We start from the raw sequence: 19064 nt of genomic DNA on the forward strand, positions 1-19064 counted from the left end.
GGGACCGGGGCGACCCGGCCCTCCGGCCGCCCCCTCACCCACCCACACAGGAAGAATGCGGGCATGGGTCAGGGAGCCCTGCCGGTGCGGCGGGCTCCGCTGGACGCGCGGTCGTCAGGAGACGAGCTCGTCGAGCTCGTCTTCCGGCAGCCCGAGATCGACCCTGATGCGGTAGCGCGTGCGCAGCACCGCCACCTGCTCCGGATCGTTCTCATCGCAGCCGAGGGCGGCCTGGGTGGCCCATTCGAGCCCCCCTTGCAGGTCGCCGTAGGCCACGAGCGTCTCGGCGATCGTGTGAGCGGTCGCCGTGGACACGTTGCCTTCCGCGCGTATCGTCTCGATGACCTCCCTGGCCTCGTCCGGCCGGTCGAGCTCGAAGAGCGTGTCGGCGATGCCGGCACGCGCGTCGAAGCCCGCGTCTCCGCCGTCCTCGACCGCGCGCTGGAAACACTCCATCGCACGGGCGGGCTGTCCGGCCGCTCGCCACTCCTCGGCGGCGAGGACCAGGATGGATGCCCTGGAGACGTCGCCGGACGAATAGTCGAGCGCGACGTCGTACAGCCGACTGGCCAGCGAATCGTGGTCGTCGGCCAGCAGGGCCTGCTCGAGCAGACGATCAAGGTGCTCACGGGTCACATGCGCCACACCGCGAGACTACCGAGCCACCCGGCTGTTTGCCCGGTCAATCCGCATCGCCGGTCACGTGCGATTTCGGTAACGTCTCGTCCAATCCCGTGCACGCAATGCGTATCTGCCCAGGTCACAGGGCATATACGAGGCACTCAGCCGCCACGCGAGCGGAGGGACTGTGATGGGCATGTCCAAGCAGATGACCTTCACGCTGGCCTGTGCCGTGGTGTTGTCGGCCCTCGGGCCAGGTGTGGCCGGCTATCTGTCGGCCCGTCTGGAGTCCATCGAGGCGGCCGAACGCAACCTGCGGGCCCTGGAGACCCGGCTGCAGATCCGTGAGGCCAGAGAGGCCCGCCCTGCCGCCCTGCCGGGCGCGTGCGAGAGCACGCCGGCCCCGCCCCGCCTCCAGGACGTGCCCGCGACGGCGCTGGCCGAGCAGGAGGAGGCCGAGCGACGGCTGCCCGACCTGCCCGCCCGCCCGGGGATGGTCCGCTATTGACCGGCCGCTAGTGACCGGCCGCTATTGACCGGCCGCTATTGACCGGCCGCTATTGACCGGCCGCCACCGGGGGCGACCAGGATCTCAGCTGCCGGGACAGGAACCCTCTGATGAGGTGTTTGGCGGCGTCGATGATCTCGGGTGAGCCCTGGGGGTCGCGGCGGAAGGCGAGCTTCAGCACCGCGTCGCCGGCCTCGACCGCGACGAGCACGGCCAGGTCGAGCGATGGGCTGTCGGCCAGCCCGAACTCCTTGAGGAACAATCCGCGCAATCGCCCGGCGATCACCGCGTTGTTGTCGGAGTCGGAGTCGAGCAGGTTGAGATCGACGGCGTCGCCGAAGTGGAGGCTCTTGAAGCCGGCGACGGTCCTGTGCATGTCGACGTAGATGTCGATGATCGCGTCGACGGCCTCCCACCAGCCCCGGTAGTCCTCTTCGAGGAACCTGCGATCGACTCGGCGTACGAACTCCTCGACGTTGCGCCGGGTGAGCTCCTGGGTGATGGCGCGTTTGTCGGGGAAGAACTGGTAGACCGATCCGATCGCCACCCCGGCGCGTTCGGCGATGCGGGTGGTCGACAGGGTTTCGTAGCCGAGCTCGTCGAGCAGTTCGGCACACGCGTCGAGCATCCGCTCGACACGTCGGGCACTGCGGCGCTGCGAGGGCTGCCGCCTGAGAGCTTTCGGCTGGACGCACACGTCGTCCATTTGCTGCGGCGAAGACACGGATTCATCTTCTCCCGTTGAGGCGATCGTTACCTGCCGAATTCCGGAATCCTCGAAGGAGCGCTCAAGCGGGCGAACCCGCGCAGGGCGCGAGGCGAAATCCGCGAGAGGGCATACCCGATTTTTCCCTCCATGTTCACGGGAACGACTGCTTGATTTCGATGGACGGCCCGCAATATGTACGCCGCCACCCGCTCGGGCGGGTACCCACGCCGCGCCAGCGCCCGTACGGCCGCCCCGCGCGACCCCTCATCGGTGTACGTGGCGTGCCCCGCGATCCCCGTCGAGACGAACCCGGGGCAGACCACGCTGACCCCGATCCCCCGACCGGCCAGCTCGGCCCTGAGACAGTCGCTGAGCGCCTTCACCGCCGCCTTGGACACCGTGTACGCAGGCAGCAGCCGCGTCGGCACGAACGCCGCGAGCGACGCCACGTTCACGATGTGCCCGCCCGTGCCCCGCTCGGCCATGGCGGCTCCGAAGAGGCGGCAGCCGTGCACGACGCCCCACAGATTGACGTCGAGGGTCCTGCGCCAGTCGGCCACGGTGTGATCGAGGAACGGCCCGGCGACCGCGATCCCGGCATTGTTCACCACAATGTCCGGAACTCCATATTGAGCGATGATATTTCGCGCGAAGTCTTCCATCTGATCGCTATTCGCCACGTCCACCCGCATGGCGTAAGCCGTACCGTGAATATTCTTCGCAATAGCGTCGGCCGTCTGCTTCGCCGCGCCGATGTCGATATCGGCGCAGATGACCCGTCCCCCGTGCGCCGCGAACGCCCGCGCGGTCGCCCGCCCGATCCCCGAACCCGCGCCGGTCACCACGACCAGCCGTCCACCGAAACCTGATCCGCCGAAACCTGATCCACCGAAACCTGACCGCACCCGACCCATCCCGGCCTCCTATTGGACGATCTGTCCAGAACAATAGATCGCCGGGGGGCGTCAGACTACTCCTGGTCCGGCCGGGCGGTCAGGCCCGTGCAGGAGCGCAGCGCCTTCCAGTCGGCCACCGCGCGGGTCCTGGCCGAGCCCGTCATCGGCACCGGCACTCCCCCCTGGATGGTGGCCGGCGTCCAGGTGTCCTTGATGATCCGCCGGCCGTTGATGGTCAGCGTCAGCACCCCCGTCCTGCCGGTGGTGGCCGGGTTGGAGTTGTAGAAGACGAAGTTGCCCATGCCGTAGTTGACGTAGGCGTCGTCCAGGTAGCCCGAGCCGAGCAGGATGTGCGCGTGCCCGCCGACCACCACGTCGGCGCCCGCCTTGACCAGCTTCGGCGCCAGCGAGCGCTGCGCCTCGTTCGGGCACTTCTGCAGTTCGGTGCCCCAGTGCAGGTGGACGATGACGGTGTCGGAGTTCTTGCGCGCCTGCCGGACGGCCTTGAGCAGCGCGGTCTCGTTCTTGGCCGAGGCAAGCCCGGCCTTGCCGGACGTGGCCGTCCACGCCTGGATGAACTCCGCGTCCATCACCTGCGTGGCGCCGATGATCGCGACGCGGTTGCCGTTCACCGTCCTGCGATACGGCCGGTACGCCTGCGCCGCGTCCGCCCCGATCCCCACCACGGGGAACTTGGCGCGCTTGACCGCCTTGAGCGAGTCGGCGAGCCCGCTCTCCATGTAGTCCATGCCGTGGTTGTTGGCCATGGACGCGACGTCCACCCCGGCCGCCTTGAGCGCGGTGAGCGCGCTGGACGGCGCCCTGAACGTGTACTGCTTGCCGGGCGCCGGCGTCCCGCCCGTCGTGATGGCGGTCTCCAGGTTCACCATCGCGAGGTCCGCCTTGCGCAGCACGCTCGCGATCGGGCCGATCGCGGTGCGCGGGTCGGCGAGGCGCGGGCGCAGGATGCCCTCGAAGTGCACGTCGCCGCCGAACGCGATGGTGAACGGCCGGCGCTTCGGCTTCGGCTTCTTGGTGGGCTCGCTCGTCGGCTCCTCCGCGGCCTGCCGCTGGACTTCCTTGCGCTGCGGCTGCCGCTCCGGCTCCTGCCCGGGGAGGGCAGAGCAGGCGGCCACCGATACGAGGGCAGCGAGAACCGGGAGGGCATGGGGGAGTCTCATATGCCGCCACTTCCGCTCGAAACCTGACTTTCAGCCATCGAGCATGCCATGTAAGGCGGTTTACCGGGCAGACCCCATGAGCTTGGACATTGCCGTACGAGTCGGGTCGTCCATCGGCGTGGAGACGACCATCCGGATCTCCGGCATCGCGGTGAAACCGGTCACGCTGAAGCGCAGCAGCCCGTACTCCGGGTGCTTGTACGCCTTCACCCGCGACCCCGGCTCCGCCACGTCCTGCCGCGCCCACAGCCGCGCGAACTCGGCGCTCTCCGCGCTGAGCCGGCGCAGGAAGTCCTGCCAGCACGGGTCGTCGGAGTGGCGGCTGTAGGCGCCGCGGAAGACGGCCACCAGCCGCGCCACCTCGTGGTCGCGGTCGGCCAGCAGCATCGAGGGCTGCGGCCCGACGCAGAGCTGCCAGAGGTGGTTGCGCTCCCCCTCGGGTGCGGCGACCAGTTCGGGGAAGAGCCGCGCGTACGCGTCGTTCCAGGCCAGCGCGTCGCACCGGCCGTTGGAGATGACGGCGGGCAGTTCGCCGAGCCGGTCGAGGATGATCTGCATCTCGGGCGTCACCTGCCCGGACGCGGCCGGCACCGGGTCGGCGACGTGGCCGGCCAGCCGGTAGAGGTGCTGCCGCTCGGCGCTGTCCATGCGCAGCGTGCGGGCGATGGCGTCGAGCACCTGCGGGCTGGCGTTGATCCGCCGCCCCTGCTCAAGCCACGTGTACCAGGTGACGCCGACCCCGGCGAGCTGGGCGACCTCTTCTCGTCGCAGCCCGGGGGTGCGCCTGCGGGGTCCCGGCGGGAGATCCACCATCTCGGGCGTGATCCGCGCACGCCGGGAGCGCAGGAACGCCGACAGATCCGTACGTCTTGCCTCAGCCACCTGCATACATCCACTATGCGTGACGAATGTGATGCTCAGCCAGTTACTCCTGATACCAGGATAAAGGGGCTCTCGTTACTGGTATTGGGGATGCGGCAGACTTCTCATCATGTCCCAAACCACCGCTGTTCCCTCCCCTGTGGGCACCACCTCACAGGAGAGCCCCAAGGCCGGCGGGCTGCTCCTGGCGACGATCCTCGTGGGGCAGTTCCTGGCCATCCTGAACGTCAACATCGTCAACGTGGCCACCCCGACCATCGAGTCCGACCTGCACTCGTCGGGCGCCGGGCTGCAGATGATCATTGCTGGCTACACCATCGTCTATGCCGTCCTGTTGATCACCGGAGCCAGGGTCGGCGACCTGTTCGGCTACCGCCGAGCGTTCTTGGGCGGATTGGCGGCCTTCACCGTGACCACACTCGCCGCCGGCCTCGCGCCCACGACGGGCTGGCTGGTGGCGGCCCGGCTGCTGCAGGGCGCCGGGGCCGCGATGATGATGCCGCAGGTGCTGACCCTGATCCAGCGCAACTTCCAGGGCGCGGCCCGTGGCCGGGCGATCGGCCTGTGGTCCCTGATGATCAGCGGCGGCATCGTGGCCGGTCAGGCGCTCGGCGGCATCCTGCTGGGCCTCGGCCTGGGCTGGCGGGTCGTGTTCCTGGTGGTGGTGCCGGTCGCGCTGCTGTTGCTGGTCGCCGGCGCCCGCCTGCTGCCCCCCGACCACGGCGGCGGCCGGGGCGGGCTCGATCCCTTGGGCCTGGTGACGTTGTCGGCGGCCGTGCTGCTGTTCGTGGTGCCGCTGGTGCTCGGCCGTGACCTGGGCTGGCCGTTGTGGGGCTGGATCTCGATGGGACTGAGCGTGGTGATGTTCGCGGTGTTCGTCCGCGTCGAGCGCTGGGTGACAGGTCGTGGCGGGCGCCCGCTGGTGAACGCCAGGGTGCTGCGCGCGCCGGGCATGCGTCCCGGCCTGGCCGTGCTGCTGTTCGGCCCGGCCACCTGGGGCGCGTTCCTGTTCACCTCCGCCCTGCACCTGCAAGGCGACCTGCACATGACGCCGCTCGCCTCCGGCATGATGCTGGTGCCGTGCGCGCTGACCTTCGGCCTGGTCGGCCTCGTCTGGCCCCGCCTGCCGCTGCGCCTGCAGCGCCCGCTGGTGCCGTTCGGCTATGTCCTGGCCGCCCCCGCGTACATCGGCCTCGGCCTCGCCGCGGGAGGCGGCTTCCTGTACGCCCTGATGGGCGCCCTCGTCGGCGCCGGCCTGGGCGTGCAGGTCGCGGTGACCAACATGGCCACGGAACAGGTGGACGGCGCATACGCCGCGGACGCCAGCGGCGCCCTCCTCACGGTGATGCAGATCGGCCAGGTCATCGGAGTCGCCGCCATCGGCACCCTGTTCATCTCCCTGGACACCGCATCCCCTTCCACGGCCTCCATGACCACGGCCGCCGCCATGGCCGCCCTCGCCGTCCTGGCCGGCCTCAGCTCCCTCTTCCTCGTCCGCCGCCCGAAGCCGATCCCCGCATGACGTCCAAGCCCGCGTCCTTCCATGGACGCGGGCCGCTCGCATGACACGGTGAGGCACATGACCCCCCGCAACCGGCGCACGCCGAGCCTGCTGATGCCCCTCCTCCTGACGATCGCGGCGGTGTGCGCCGCCGCGACGCTGCTCTCACCGCTCCTGCTGGACCTCCTGGTGCCCGCGAGCCTGCGCTGGCAGGAACTGAGCGCGATCGGCGAGACGTACGGCGCCGCGTCGGCGGTGTTGTCCGCCTTCGCGCTCGTGGCCATCGGCGTCTCTCTTTTCCTGCAGGCCAGGGAAATGCGATTCGCGCGTGAAGACGCCTCTCGATCGCATCATTTCCAGCTCATGCAGCTGCAGATCGAAAATCCTGCGCTGCACAATGCTTTGGGCAGGGTGGACAGCGGGCTCGATCCGGCGACGCACCTTTATCTCAATCTGGTGCTCTCCTACTGGGAGATGCTTTTCAACGTCGGCGACATGCCGGAGCCGGTCCTCGTGAAATACGCGCAGGCCGACATCTTCAGCACGGAGACCGGCCGGCGGTTCTGGGTGCGCACTCGTGAGCACCGCCGGGCGGTGGCGAAGAACCGGCGGGCCCTGCGGTTCGTGGCGGCGCTCGATCTGGCCTACCACCGGAGCCTGGAGGAACGGCCGGCGCCGCCCCCCGATGCCGTGGTCCCCGCCGCTCGATCCGGTCGGCCTGCCGCGCTGCACGTGGCTGCTGCGGCGGCGGTCGCCGTGGCGGGGATCTCCTGGCTGAGCCGGGTCAGGAAACGGCGCGCCGGAGGTTGATCAAATTGGCGGCTGGTGTGCCATGATGAGCACGTCTTCTCTGCTCGACCTGTAGGGAGAGCCGGAAAGCCGGGAGGCACTGCCATGCCTCCGCACGAACGGCCCTGCGTCTCCGACAGATGCCAGGGCCGTTCACTTATCCCCTGCCTACGGGCGTGGCAAGGTCGAACTCGCCGCTGCGCACCCCGGCGGTGAAGGCGGCCCACTCCTCCGGCGTGAAGACCAGGACGGGACCGTCCTGCTCCTTGCTGTCCCGCAGCGCGACGTTCCCGTCGGCCAGAGGGGCAACCTCGACGCACGTCGCCGCGCCGTTGCAGAAGGTGCTCTTCCGCCAGGCTGCCGTCTTTAGGTGGTTGTACATTTTCTCCCCAAATGCGTAAAGGGGCACCGTTGCCCCTTACTGAGGTTTTTCCGTCGTCGCTATCGACGCCAGAGCATGGCTTTACGCTGGATGAGAACGCGCGACTCGTCCTCATCCAAGGCCTCTGACTTGATGTGATCGAAGGCCATTTCGTATCCAGCTACCCGTTCGAGGTCGTCGACGAAGTGAGCAGTATACAACTGTTCTAGATACACAACATCGTCGAAAGCGGAAAACTTCAGGTGAATAAACGCACCCGTGTTGACCGGATGAAGTGCATCCAGTGGCAGGACATGGACGCTCACGTGCGGCAGGACGGACATCTCCAGGAGATGTTCCATCTGCTCACGCATGACCGAGGGCTCACCGAAGCGGCGCGTCAGGGCCGACTCGTCGAGCACCACGGTGAGCACGCAGGGATCGGGCCTGTGCAGCACGCGTTCCTGCCTGTCGAGCCGGGCCTCGACCCGGCTCCTGACACCGCTGTGTGTGATGCGGGCGATGCCCCGGGTCGCCAGGATCACTTCTCTGGCGTAGTCCTCGGTCTGTAGCAGGCCAGGCACGACCTGGGGTTCCCAGTCGCGCTGGAATGTCGCCTCCGCCTCCAGCCCGAGGAATGTCGTGTACTCCTCCGGGAGGGCGTCCTCGTAATCTTCCCACCAACCCCGCTGCTCCGCGTCACGCAACAGGCCGAAAAGCTCATCGAGTTTGTCCCCGTCCAGGCGGTACAGCTTGGCCAGGGCCTTGATGTCGTCGGTGCTGGGCATGGTCTTGGCGGCTTCGATGCGGCTGACCTTGCTGGCGCTCCAGCCGAGGTCTCTGGCCGCCCTGGCGCCGGTGAGCTTGCGGCGCTCGCGGAGGAGGCGGAGCTCCTGGCCCAACCGGAGTCGCCGTACTGTTGGACTGCCCTGCTGCGATGGCACCGTCCACACTCCTTCTCGGGAATGAAGGTGTAGCCGGAAGGGACCGTTTGGAGCCCGGCTTTTTGGGCCGTTCGCCCAATCTTACACTGCAAGTTGCATGTGTAGTGCCGCACAGCCTTGCCAGAAGGCTTTCACGGGGAGAGCGTAGGGGCAAGGACAACCTTCGCGAGTGCGCCGGAGCCGGGCATAGGTCTTCCTCCTCGCACGCCGACGATGACAGTTCTCGTGCAAGTTGCAGAGCAACCGGCGAAGAAAATTAAATCTTCCCTTGCTCCTGGTATTGCAGCATCGCCGAGCGAGGGGGACGATCAGAACCAGGAGGGTTCTCGAGAGGTGAGGAGGCCGGACATGACGACACGGCCGTACGCATCGGGACTCTCGCCCATGACCACGCGCTCGCACGGCGGGCGCATCCCCGGCAACGTCGCCGTCCCGGAAACGAACATCTTCCCCAGGGAGGCCACTTGCCGGAAGGACTTCGTCATCGCCTGAAGCGCGTAGCGCGCATTCGCTCGTTCGAGCACGAAAAAAGCCGGGCCGAGGCTGACCACCAGTACGCCGCATTAAGGGCTGCCACCCTGCGGCGAAACCGGTCATCAGCCGTCGGACCGGCCAAGAAGCCACCTCTAAAATGCCGCGAAAGGGGTCTTCTATGTACTCACAAGGTACCAAGGGACTCAGCCGAATCAAGTCCTGGATTCAGGACCTCGTCGCATCGGCGGATTACGAGATCTGCGTAGAGCCCGACGAGTTCGCGTTCCGGATGGGCTGGACGGTCACCAGGACGGGCTTCGGCTCCCGTCGCTACCGCGACCCGCGCTTCGACCAGCTCCGCCTCCCACGCAAGGTGACCGAGGAGGTGTCCTGATGGCGAGGAACCCGCGTAACCAGATCTACCCCGCCTACGAGGACCTCCCGGCCGCACGCGGGGGCGGCCCGCTGGTCCGGCTGTGGCGGGCCAGGGCCGAGCTGCTGCTGCTCGCCGCCGCGACGCTGTTCGTACTCGCGCTCCTGGGCGCGACCAGAGACGGCCAGTGGGTGCCGGTCGTCCTGCTGACCAGCGCCGTGTCGGTGCCGGCCGCCACCAGGCGGGGCCGCAGCTGGGTCGCCGCGCACTTCTGGTGCGTGTTCTCCCGCCACCGCCTGCACCGGGTGTGCATGGAGACGACCATGCACACCCGGGCGGGACGGATCCCGCTGGTGCTGTGGATCACGCCGACGGCGACCGGCGAGAAGGCCCTGATCATGGTCAGGGCGGGTATCAGCGCCGAGGAGTTCGAGGCGTACGCCGAGGAGATCGCCGCGGCCTGCTGGGCCCGCGGCGTGAACGTCCACCGGCACCGCACCCGCAGCCAGTTCCTCATCGTGGAGATCGTGCGCAGGGACGTGACGCCCGGTGCGGCCTCCCCCGGCCTGGACCGCCTGTACGGCCGCCGCTCCTGGGTCGCCCTGCGGCCCGACCTCGAGGAGCCGCCTGATCTGCGCACCGAGGTGGTGCTGCCGAGGGCGGCCTGAAGACCTAGGGAACCGGGACATTCCCTGGGGGGCGAAGCCCCGGAGACCGCGGGGGCTCCGGGGCTTCCCCAGCTACCTGGGACAAGACGATGAGATCGCGGGTAGTCACGTATGGACACGGAGTGCGACGGAGCAGATACTCCTCGTGTCAGCCTCTTCTCCCTGGCGACATGTCCTCGCCCCACGCAGACGCCGGTCGGCCGCGTGTTGTTCGGACATCGTGCCTGTCAGGGAACAGGACAAGGAGAGACCATGCGGTTCAAGAAATCCCTGCTCCTTTCCACCGCCGCTCTCGCCACGGCGGCCTGCGTGACGGCCACCGTCGTGACCCTTCAAGCACCCGCCCCCGTCGCGGCGGCAACCCGCCACGCCGCGCTGCCCCCCGGTTACCAGCTCGTCACTCTGCCCAACGCGAACGTCCCCAACTTCCAGCGCCGTACGCTCTACTGCCCGGGCTCCAAGCGCGTCCTCGGCGGCGGAGCCGAAGCCCGCGGCAACGCCGCCATCCTGGTGGGGTCGTTCCCCACCAGCGACGGACGCGGCTGGATCGGCCTCGGCCGCCAGATCGGCTACAACGACGTCGGTATCAGCGTCTTCGCCATCTGCGCCGACTGACAGACCATGATCACCGGCCCCCGCCGTCGAACGGACGGGGGCCGGCCCGTGCAGGCCGGACGACGACGGCTCCGGGGGCTTCCCCATGTGCGCGGTCCGCGCGAAGATGAGTTCATCTGGCGAACTCAGGAGTGACGATGACGTCGACCGTGCACCGGACCTGTCCCCTCTGCGAAGCCGTCTGCGGCCTGACGCTCACCCTCGACGCGACCGGGCACGTGACCGGCGTGCGCGGTGACAAGGACGACCCGTTCAGCAAGGGGTTCATCTGCCCGAAGGGCGCCAGCCTCGGGCGGCTCGACGAGGACCCCGACCGGCTGAGCGCGCCGCTCATCAGGGAGGGCGACCGGTGGCGCGAGGCGAGCTGGGACGAGGCGTTCGCCGCCGTACGGGCGAGCCTGGAGCGCGTGGCGGACCGCCGCGAGGTAGCCGTCTACCTGGGCAACCCCAGCGCCCACACCATGGCGGGCGCCCTGTACGCCACCCCGCTCATCAAGTCGCTCGGCACCCGCAACGTCTTCTCGGCCAGCACCGCCGACCAGATGCCGAAGCACGTGGCGGCCGGGCTGATGTTCGGCCATCCGATGACGATCCCGGTGCCCGACCTGGACAGGACCGGCTACCTGCTGATGCTGGGCGCCAACCCGCTGGAGTCCAACGGCTCGCTGTGCACCGCGCCCGACTTCCCAGGGCGGCTCAAGGCGCTGCGGCGGCGCGGCGGCCGGCTGGTCGTGGTGGACCCCCGCCGTACGCGGACCGCGGCGCTGGCCGACGAGCACGTGTTCGTCAGGCCGGGCACGGACGCGTACCTGCTGTTCGGCATCGTGCACACGTTGTTCGCCGAGGACCTGGTCAGCCTGCGGCACGAGGTGGACGGGCCGGCCGAGGTGCGCGAGGCGGCCAAGCACTTCCCGCCGGACGCGGTGGCGCGCAGGACGGGCGTGCCGGCCCAGGTGGTGACCCGGCTGGCCAGGGAGCTGGCGGCGGCGCCGCGGGCGGCCGTGTACGCCAGGATCGGCACCTGCACGGCCGAGTTCGGCACGCTGGCCCAGTGGCTGGTCGACGTGCTCAACGTGCTGACCGGCAACCTCGACAGGCCGGGCGGCGTGATGTTCCCCAAGGCCGCGACGGAGCCGCCGGGGCGGCGCCGGCCGTACCAGGTGGGGCGCTGGCGCAGCCGGGTACGCGGGCTGCCGGAGGCGAACGGCGAGCTGCCGGTGGCCACGCTGGCCGACGAGATCGAGACGCCGGGCGAGGGGCAGGTCAGGTTCCTGCTGACGATCGCCGGCAACCCCGTGCTGTCGGCGCCCAACGGGGCTCGGCTGGACAGGGCGTTCGAGCGGCTAGACTTCATGGTGAGCGTGGATCCGTACCTGAACGAGACCACCAGGCACGCGAACGTCATCCTGCCGCCGCCGCGCATCCTGCAGGCGGGACACTACGACTTCGCGCTGACCGGCTTCGCGGTGCGCAACTACGCGCGGTACTCGCCGCCGCTGCTGCCGCTGGACGGGCGGCCGTCGGAGGCGGAGATCCTGGCCAGGCTGGCGGGCATCGCCTCGGGGCTCGATGGGGACCTGGACGCGTACGTCATCGACGAGACGCTGCGCAAGGCGACGGAGACGCCCGGCTCCGGCGTCGAGGGGCGGGACGTGGCGGAGCTGCGCGCGCTGCTGGACGGCGAGACGGGCGCGGAGCGGCGGCTGGACATGATGCTGCGGCTCGGCCCGTACGGCGAGTGGTCGGGAAAGGGCGACCTGTCGCTGCGCACGCTGCGGGACAACCCGCACGGCCTGGACCTGGGCCCGCTGCAGCCCCGGCTGGAGGAGGTGCTGCGGACGGCGTCCGGGCTGGTCGAGCTGGCTCCCCCGCGGCTGATCGAGGACGTCGAGCGGCTGCGCGCCAGGCTCGCGGACGAGCCGGCGGAGATCGTCCTCATCGGGCGGCGCCACCTGCGCTCCAACAACAGCTGGATGCACAACGTCGAGCCGCTGGTGGGCGGCAGCAACACGTGCACGCTGCAGATCCACCCCGAGGACGTGGCCCGGCTCGGGCTGGCCGGCGAGGCGGTGGTGCGTTCTGCGAAGGGCGAGGTCACGGTGGCGCTTGAGCCGACCGACACGATCATGCCGGGCGTGGTCAGCCTGCCGCACGGCTGGGGACACGCGGGGAGCGCGCAGCGCGTGGCGGCCGGGCACGCGGGCGTCAGCGCCAACGCGCTCACGGACGAAACGGCGATCGATGCACCAAGTGGTAACGCAGTGTTCAACGGAGTTCCGGTCACGATTTCACCAACTGGGGTGATCACCGCACATTAAGGTGTCGCGCGTGACTATCGTGCCAGAAGAGGACCGCCTGAACGCCCAGATCGCCTTCGCCATCGAGATCGACAAGTTGAAGCGGATCATCCGCCGCAACCATCTCATCGACGGCTCGCGACGGGAGAACACCGCCGAGCACTCCTGGTACGTGGGCACGCTGGCGATGGTCCTCGGCGAGCACGCCCCACCCGGAACGGACCTGCAACGGGTCGTCGCCATGCTGCTGGTGCACGACCTGGTGGAGATCGACGCGGGCGACACGTTCATCTACGACCCGGTGGAGGTGGCCGCGCAGGCGGAGGTCGAGCGTGCCGCCGCCGACCGCATCTTCGGCCTGCTGCCCGCCGAGCAGGGGGCGTGGCTGCGGGAGCTGTGGGACGAGTTCGAGGAGCGCAAGACGCCGGAGGCGAGGTTCGCCAAGGCGCTCGACCGGTTCGCCCCGATCCTGGCCAACCACCACACCGAGGGCGGCACCTGGCCGCTGTTCAAAGTGACGGCGGGACAGGTCAGGGAGAAGGTGCGGATCATCGAGGAGGGCTCGCCCTCGCTCGGCGCGTACGCCCTGGAGCTGGTCGAACTCTCCGTGGCCAGGGGACACCTGTCCGAGTGATCCCCACATGGCCGGGGTAGGGGACTTGTCGTGAAAGATACAGTACGCGCGAAGCGTCGGCAGTTGCGGGGTTTTGCCGGGCCGGTGGCGCTAGCCGATCGGCTCGAGAAGTCGAAAGGCATGGACCGGCCGATCAGGGCGCTCGCCAAGGTCGTCCGCCGGCGGCTGCGCCAGGGCAGGCTGCGCGACATGCTGCACGGCGTGCCGCTGGGCGAGCCCGTGCACCCGTCGCTGGCCACGGTGAGCCTGGGCTGCTGGCTCTCCACCGCCGTGCTGGACGTCGCTGACGCCGACCCCAGGGCCTCCCGCCTGCTGCTGGCCACCGGCATCATCAACGCGCTGCCCACGGCGGCGTCGGGGGTGACCGACTGGTCGATGCTCCACCGGGAGCAGCAGCGGGTGGGATTCGTCCACATGCTGGCCAACACGGCCGCGCTCGGCTTGTTCAGCGCCTCCTTGCTGGCCCGGCTGCGCGGGCGCGAGCGGCCCGGCCGGATGCTGTCGTACGCGGGGCTCGCCGTCGGCGGGCTCGGGGCGTACCTCGGCGGGCACCTCGCGCACCGGCAGGCCGCCGGCGCCAACCACGCGCCGCAGGTGACGCACCTGGTGCCGCTGGGCTGGCACGACCTGTGCCCGATCAAGGACCTGCCGGAGGGCCGGCCTGTCGCGCGGCGGCTCGGCTACATCCAGCTCTTCGTGCTGCGCCAGGGCGAGGGCGTCACCGTGCTCGGCGACCGCTGCCCGCACCTGGCGGGCCCGCTGCACCAGGGCCGCCTGGTGATGCAGGACGGCGAGGCGTGCGTGGTGTGCCCGTGGCACAGCAGCACGTTCCGGCTGTCGGACGGCTCGGTCAAGCACGGGCCCGCGACGGCGCCGGCGCCGGTGTTCGAGACGCGGATCAGGAGGGACGGCACCGTCCAGGTGCGTCCTGGGTTGACCTGAAGTTTGGTTGAGGTCCTACGGTCGTCGGCATGGGAAAGATTCTGGTGACCGGTGCGACCGGCAATGTCGGCAGTCATGTGGTGTCCCAGCTCGCCGAGGCGGGGCTGGACGTACGCGCGTTCGCGAGGCGCCCCGAGCGAGTGCCTGCGGGCGTCGAGGCCGTTCAGGGAGACCTGACGACCCCCGGGAGCCTGGAGCCCGCACTGAAGGACGTGGAGAGCGTCTTCCTGCTCTGGCCCGGCTTCTCCGTGGGCAACGCGGAGGAAGTGGTGGAGGCCGTCGCCCGGCACGCGCGGCGGGTGGTCTACCTGTCGGCGAACGTACCGGGCACCGATGACACGCACTACGCCGCGATCGAGCGGCTGATCCGGCGCTCTTCGCTCAACTGGACGTTCCTGCGGCCCGGCGGCTTCGCGGTCAACACCTTGGGCTGGGCGGAGCAGATCAAGCAGGGCGTCGTGCGCTGGCCGTACGGGGAGGCGTCCAGGGCGCTCATCCACGAGAAGGACATCGCGGCCGTGGCCGTGCACACGCTCACCTCGGCCGGGCACAACGGCGCCGCGTACCACCTGACCGGTCCCGCCGAGCTGACCCAGATCGAGCAGGTCCGCACGATCGGCGAGGTGGTCGGCCGCGAGGTGCGCTGGGAGGAGCAGCCGATCGAGGAGGCCCGCGAGCAACTGATGGCCGCCTGGGGCGAGCCGGCGTTCGTGGAGCAGGCGCTGACGACCTGGGGCTCCTTCGTGGCCGCGCCCGAGCGGGCCGTCGACACCGTGCAGCGGCTGCTCGGCCGCCCTGCCCTGACGTTCAGGCAGTGGGCCGAGGACCACGCGGCGGACTTCCGTTAGGCCTCGTCGGCGGGGTGCTCGACCAGCGCGAGGATGCGGCTGGACATGAACCTCGCGGTACGCACCGGCGTGCCGCTCCTGGTGACCTCGCTCACCTCGACGAGCCCGCGCCGGGTGGCCACCTCGACCCGCCGGCCGGCACGGGTGGCCGTGATCTCGTAGGTGCGCGGCGATGACCCACCCGCGTCGATGACGATCTCCACCCGGTCACCTTTCATGACCAAGTCATACCCATCACGACTTATCCGTACACCAGTACGATAATCGCGACAATGCCGACGCAGACAATGACCCCCCGCAGGATCGGCGCCGGGATGCGCCGGCCCAGCCGGGCGCCCGCGAAGCCACCCACGATCGCGCCCAGCGCCACCCCGGCCGCCGCCTGCCAGTCGACGTCGGCCACGAACAGAAACAGCACCGCGGCCACCCCGTTGACCAGCAGCGCGAGCACGTTCTTGGCCGCGTTGACGCGCTGCAGGCCGTCGTCGAGGAAGATGCCGAGCAGCCCGATCAGCAGCACGCCCTGCGCCGCGCCGAAGTAGCCGCCGTAGATGCCCGCGCCCAGCACGCCCAGCCACAGCATGGGGCCGCCGTGCGGGTGCGGCCGGTCGCGGCGGGCGGCCATCCACATGTTGAGCCGCGGCTGCACCATGACCAGGACGCAGGCCAGCGCGATCAGCGCCACGACCACGACCTCGAAGACGGCGGGATCGAGGAACAGCAGCAGGATCCCGCCGATCAGCGCGCCCAGCGCCGAGGCCATGCCCAGCCGCAGCAGGCGGTCACGCTGGCCGCGCAGCTCGGCGCGGTAGCCGTACGCGGCGGTGAAGGAGCCGGGCACCAGGCCGACGGTGTTGGAGACGTTCGCCACGACGGGATCGACGCCGAGCGCCACCAGCGTCGGGAACGTGATCAGCGAGCCCGACCCCACCACGGCGTTGATGGCACCGGCGATCACGCCGACGCCGCAGACGACGGCCAGTTCCCACCCGGTCACGCGTTCCTCCCGAGACTGCCGTCACTTGCTCCCGGTCAGAACATTCACCGGGTGTCCGGGCCCTTGGGGGGTGTGGTGAAGAGGCCGCCCAGGCTTTCCAGGACCTTTCCCATTTCGGATGGGACGATCCAGATTTTATTGGCGTCGCCTTTGGCTATCTCGGGGAGGGTCTGAAGATATTGGTAGGCGAGCAGCTGCTGGCTCGGGTTGCCCTCATGGATGGCCCTGAACACCATGCCGATCGCGTCGGCCTGCCCCTTGGCCCGCATCGCCTGCGCCTCCGCCTCGGCCTGCGCGCGCAGCACCGCCGCCTCCGCCTCGCCGCGCGCCCGCAGCACCGCCGCCTGCTTCTCGCCCTCGGCGGCCAGGATCGCCGCCTGACGCTGCCCCTCGGCGGTCAGCACGGCGGCCCGCTTGTCGCGGTCGGCGCGCATCTGCTTCTCCATCGAGTCCTGGATGGAGACAGGCGGGTCGATGGCCTTGAGCTCGACCCGGTTGACCCGGATGCCCCACTTGCCGGTCGCGTCGTCCAGCACGCCGCGCAGCGCGGTGTTGATGTCCTCGCGCGAGGTCAGCGTGCGCTCGAGGTCCATGCCGCCGACGACGTTGCGCAGCGTGGTGACCGTGAGCTGCTCGACGCCGATGAGGAAGTTCGCGATCTCGTACGTGGCCGCCTTGGGATTGGTGACCTGGAAGTAGATGACGGTGTCGATGGACACCACGAGGTTGTCGGAGGTGATCACCGGCTGCGGCGGGAACGAGACCACCTGCTCGCGCAGGTCGATCATGTCCTTCACCCGGTCGATGAACGGCACCACCAGGTTGAGCCCCGGCGAGAGCGTGCGGTGGTAGCGGCCGAGCCGCTCGATGATGGCGGCCGTGGCCTGCGGGATGATACGGATCGTACGGGCCACTCCGAAGCCGACCGCCGCGACCACGACGATGGCGACGACGAGCTGCTCGACGGACATGGCGACGCTCCGAAGCCGAGGGAACCGACTCCGTTGATCCTATTCGCCCTTCGCTTGACCCGTCCCTTACCGAACGAAACGGTGATCAGTGGGCTCTGGCGTACCAGCGGCCCTCCGCGCTGCGCTCAAGCGAGAGCGGCACCCCGAACGTCTGCGACAGGTTCTCGGCCGTCATCACGTGCTCGAGCGGCCCCTGCGCCACCACCGAGCCGTGCCGCAGCAGCAGCCCGTGGGTGAACCCGGCGGGCACCTCCTCCACGTGGTGCGTCACCAGCACCAGCGTCGGCGAACGGTAGTCGCCGGCGAGCAGCGAGAGCCGGCGGACGAGGTCTTCCCTGCCGCCCAGGTCGAGGCCCGCGGCGGGCTCGTCGAGCAGCAGCATCTCGGGGTCGGGCATGAGCGCGCGGGCGATCTGCACGCGCTTGCGCTCGCCCTCGGACAGCGTGCCGAACCTGCGCCTGATCAGGTGGGCCGCGCCCATCATGTCGATCAGCTCGACGGCCCTGGTCACGTCGTTGGAGTCGTACTCCTCCGTCCAGCGGCCCATGATCGCGTAGGAGGCCGTCAGCACGAGGTCGATGACCTTCTCCTCCGGCGGGATGCGCTCGGCCAGCGCGGCGCTCGCCAGGCCGATGCGCGGCCGCAGATCGAACACGTCGGCCTGCCCCAGCCGCTCGCCCAGCACCTCGACCAGGCCCTCACTCGGATAGAGCAGCGTGGCGGCGACCTGCAGCAAGGTCGTCTTGCCCGCGCCGTTGGGCCCGATGACGACCCACCGCTCGTCCTCGTTGACCGTCCAGTCGATGCCGCGCAGCAGGGCCGCTCCGTCGCGCCTGACGGCGACGTCCTGGAGCCGCAGCACCTGACCACCCATCCCCGATACCTCCTTAGGAGTCACCCTCGGGACAAACCTATTGCAGGGCGAGCGCTTATCGTGGACCGGTGCGCCCTGAATCGACTGTCTGCCCATCCCTGGTCGCCTGGGGCAACGCGTGGCTGTCCGGTCACGTGGGCCTCGACGAGGCGGCTGACCACGTAGAAGCCGCAGGCGGGCCCGCCGTCGTGGGCGAGCTGCCGCTGCGCAGGCACCTCGCGAACCTGCGCTCCGACGGCCTGCGCGAGTTGCGGCTCGCGCTGCCCGCGCCGGGCGACCCGCTCGGGCTGTCGGGTCCTCCCGCGTTCAACTCGGCCGCGGTCGACGCCGGTCAGGCCGTCATCGCGGTGCTCGCCGACCGCAACCTCGGCCTGGTGCCCTCGCTCGACCGGCGCGGGTCGTCGTACGTCGGCGTCCGGTTCGACGTGCACGACGCCGGCCCCGTACGCCATGACCTGCCCTCGCTGGCCGAGGCGGAGCGTGACCTGTCCGACGCGATGCGCGCCGCCACCGAGGCGCTCACCTCGGTCGACGGCCCCGTGGGCGACCGGCCGGGCCGTCCCGTGCGCGGCGGCGAGCTGGCGCCCGGCTACCCGGGGCGGGCCCACCGGGTCTCCACCCTCGCCACGCGGCTGGCCGCCGTGCTGCGCCTGGCCGACTCGCGCGGGCTCACCACCGGGCAGGTCGCCGTACGCGAGAGCGCGCTGCGCGAGCTCGACCGCGCCGTGCGCCGCGCGCTGGTCGCCGCCCACCACGCGATCTTCGAACCCGTACGCCACCATTGACGCGCTCCCCGGCCTGGAGGCCGGGGATTCAGCCCGTGCCGCGTGTGCGGCACTTCTGTGGCTTCCTGTTTCATCGGGTCCTGCCCTCCGCTAGGCGGCGGGTCTTACGGTCCCTCCGCAGGCGTTTAGCCTCTCCGCCCGTCCGGCGGCGAGGATGTTGTTGGCGGCGTTGACGTCCCGGTCGTGGACCGTCC

At 69.8% G+C, this 19064-nt stretch carries 23 protein-coding genes; 12 read left to right on the forward strand and 11 right to left on the reverse strand.

The genetic code is table 11. From position 1 onward, the window contains the following. Positions 1-114: 114 nt before the first annotated feature. Positions 115-645 carry a tetratricopeptide repeat protein gene (locus AB0K18_RS47280; protein ID WP_355415452.1) on the reverse strand — a complete coding sequence of 177 codons (531 nt, stop codon included), beginning with the start codon at positions 643-645 and terminating at the stop codon, positions 115-117. Positions 646-817: 172 nt separating this feature from the next. On the opposite strand from AB0K18_RS47280, the gene AB0K18_RS47285 reads away from it, so the two are divergent. Beyond that, complete coding sequence (locus AB0K18_RS47285) at positions 818-1129, forward strand: hypothetical protein (protein WP_364928780.1); 312 nt, start codon at positions 818-820, stop codon at positions 1127-1129. 49 nt (positions 1130-1178) lie between these two features. Here the strand turns inward: AB0K18_RS47285 and AB0K18_RS47290 are convergent, their stop codons facing one another. The 4 genes from AB0K18_RS47290 to AB0K18_RS47305 all read right to left on the reverse strand — a co-directional run bounded on the left by AB0K18_RS47290 (position 1179) and on the right by AB0K18_RS47305 (position 4803). Next, positions 1179-1757, reverse strand: coding sequence for a TetR/AcrR family transcriptional regulator (locus AB0K18_RS47290; RefSeq protein WP_355415448.1), 579 nt, complete (start codon positions 1755-1757; stop codon positions 1179-1181). A gap of 125 nt (positions 1758-1882) precedes the next feature. Beyond that, positions 1883-2752, reverse strand: a complete 870-nt coding sequence (locus AB0K18_RS47295; RefSeq protein WP_364928783.1) for an SDR family NAD(P)-dependent oxidoreductase — start codon at positions 2750-2752, stop codon at positions 1883-1885. 56 nt (positions 2753-2808) lie between these two features. Continuing rightward, complete coding sequence (locus AB0K18_RS47300; protein WP_364928785.1) at positions 2809-3870, reverse strand: CapA family protein; 1062 nt, start codon at positions 3868-3870, stop codon at positions 2809-2811. A gap of 105 nt (positions 3871-3975) precedes the next feature. After that, positions 3976-4803 (reverse strand): helix-turn-helix transcriptional regulator, encoded by an 828-nt coding sequence (locus tag AB0K18_RS47305; protein ID WP_364928788.1) that lies wholly within the window; start codon positions 4801-4803, stop codon positions 3976-3978. A gap of 103 nt (positions 4804-4906) precedes the next feature. Here AB0K18_RS47305 and AB0K18_RS47310 point away from each other — a divergent pair, with 103 nt between their 5' ends. Then, positions 4907-6319: an MFS transporter gene (locus tag AB0K18_RS47310; RefSeq protein ID WP_364928791.1), complete on the forward strand. Its 1413-nt coding sequence runs from the start codon at positions 4907-4909 to the stop codon at positions 6317-6319. A 57-nt stretch (positions 6320-6376) separates the two neighbouring features. Next, a complete protein-coding gene (locus AB0K18_RS47315; protein ID WP_364928794.1) occupies positions 6377-7108 on the forward strand; it encodes a DUF6082 family protein in 732 nt (243 codons plus the stop codon). 136 nt (positions 7109-7244) lie between these two features. On the opposite strand, the gene AB0K18_RS47320 is transcribed toward AB0K18_RS47315, so the two are convergent. After that, a complete protein-coding gene (locus tag AB0K18_RS47320) occupies positions 7245-7469 on the reverse strand; it encodes a DUF397 domain-containing protein (protein WP_345394225.1) in 225 nt (74 codons plus the stop codon). Between the two features lie 59 nt (positions 7470-7528). Next, the gene (locus tag AB0K18_RS47325; RefSeq protein ID WP_364928797.1) at positions 7529-8392 is read right to left on the reverse strand and encodes a helix-turn-helix transcriptional regulator; all 864 of its coding nucleotides are present in this window, start codon (positions 8390-8392) and stop codon (positions 7529-7531) included. A gap of 348 nt (positions 8393-8740) precedes the next feature. On the opposite strand from AB0K18_RS47325, the gene AB0K18_RS47330 reads away from it, so the two are divergent. The 8 genes from AB0K18_RS47330 (at position 8741) to AB0K18_RS47365 (ending at position 15243) form a co-directional block, all read left to right on the forward strand. Beyond that, positions 8741-8884 (forward strand): hypothetical protein, encoded by a 144-nt coding sequence (locus AB0K18_RS47330; RefSeq protein WP_364928800.1) that lies wholly within the window; start codon positions 8741-8743, stop codon positions 8882-8884. A 160-nt stretch (positions 8885-9044) separates the two neighbouring features. Beyond that, on the forward strand, positions 9045-9260 hold the full coding sequence (locus tag AB0K18_RS47335; RefSeq protein WP_345394216.1) for a hypothetical protein: 216 nt from the start codon (positions 9045-9047) through the stop codon (positions 9258-9260). Next, entirely contained in the window at positions 9260-9907 is a 648-nt protein-coding gene (locus AB0K18_RS47340) for a hypothetical protein (RefSeq protein ID WP_364928805.1), read from the forward strand. The genes AB0K18_RS47335 and AB0K18_RS47340 overlap by 1 nt, the downstream gene beginning before the upstream one ends. 252 nt (positions 9908-10159) lie before the next feature. Next, complete coding sequence (locus AB0K18_RS47345) at positions 10160-10522, forward strand: hypothetical protein (protein ID WP_364928808.1); 363 nt, start codon at positions 10160-10162, stop codon at positions 10520-10522. Positions 10523-10659: 137 nt separating this feature from the next. After that, positions 10660-12840: a molybdopterin-dependent oxidoreductase gene (locus AB0K18_RS47350; RefSeq protein WP_364928811.1), complete on the forward strand. Its 2181-nt coding sequence runs from the start codon at positions 10660-10662 to the stop codon at positions 12838-12840. 1 nt (position 12841) lies between these two features. Beyond that, positions 12842-13453, forward strand: coding sequence for an HD domain-containing protein (locus AB0K18_RS47355; RefSeq protein ID WP_364368050.1), 612 nt, complete (start codon positions 12842-12844; stop codon positions 13451-13453). Positions 13454-13573: 120 nt separating this feature from the next. Continuing rightward, the gene (locus tag AB0K18_RS47360) at positions 13574-14395 is read left to right on the forward strand and encodes a Rieske 2Fe-2S domain-containing protein (protein WP_364928814.1); all 822 of its coding nucleotides are present in this window, start codon (positions 13574-13576) and stop codon (positions 14393-14395) included. Between the two features lie 29 nt (positions 14396-14424). Next, positions 14425-15243 (forward strand): NAD(P)H-binding protein, encoded by an 819-nt coding sequence (locus AB0K18_RS47365; protein WP_364928817.1) that lies wholly within the window; start codon positions 14425-14427, stop codon positions 15241-15243. On the opposite strand, the gene AB0K18_RS47370 is transcribed toward AB0K18_RS47365, so the two are convergent. From AB0K18_RS47370 to AB0K18_RS47385, 4 genes are all read right to left on the reverse strand, one after another. Beyond that, positions 15240-15461 carry a hypothetical protein gene (locus AB0K18_RS47370; protein ID WP_355415418.1) on the reverse strand — a complete coding sequence of 74 codons (222 nt, stop codon included), beginning with the start codon at positions 15459-15461 and terminating at the stop codon, positions 15240-15242. The genes AB0K18_RS47365 and AB0K18_RS47370 overlap by 4 nt on opposite strands. Positions 15462-15484: 23 nt before the next feature. Beyond that, positions 15485-16240: a sulfite exporter TauE/SafE family protein gene (locus AB0K18_RS47375; protein WP_364928821.1), complete on the reverse strand. Its 756-nt coding sequence runs from the start codon at positions 16238-16240 to the stop codon at positions 15485-15487. Between the two features lie 44 nt (positions 16241-16284). After that, positions 16285-17211, reverse strand: a complete 927-nt coding sequence (locus AB0K18_RS47380; RefSeq protein ID WP_364368062.1) for an SPFH domain-containing protein — start codon at positions 17209-17211, stop codon at positions 16285-16287. 85 nt (positions 17212-17296) lie between these two features. Then, on the reverse strand, positions 17297-18085 hold the full coding sequence (locus AB0K18_RS47385) for an ABC transporter ATP-binding protein (protein WP_364566727.1): 789 nt from the start codon (positions 18083-18085) through the stop codon (positions 17297-17299). Positions 18086-18153: 68 nt separating this feature from the next. Here AB0K18_RS47385 and AB0K18_RS47390 point away from each other — a divergent pair, with 68 nt between their 5' ends. Continuing rightward, positions 18154-18870 (forward strand): hypothetical protein, encoded by a 717-nt coding sequence (locus AB0K18_RS47390; protein ID WP_364928825.1) that lies wholly within the window; start codon positions 18154-18156, stop codon positions 18868-18870. The last annotated feature ends 194 nt before the right edge of the window (positions 18871-19064 follow it).

It is taken from the genome of Nonomuraea sp. NPDC049421 (assembly GCF_040677005.1).
Lineage (GTDB): Bacteria > Actinomycetota > Actinomycetes > Streptosporangiales > Streptosporangiaceae > Nonomuraea > Nonomuraea salmonea.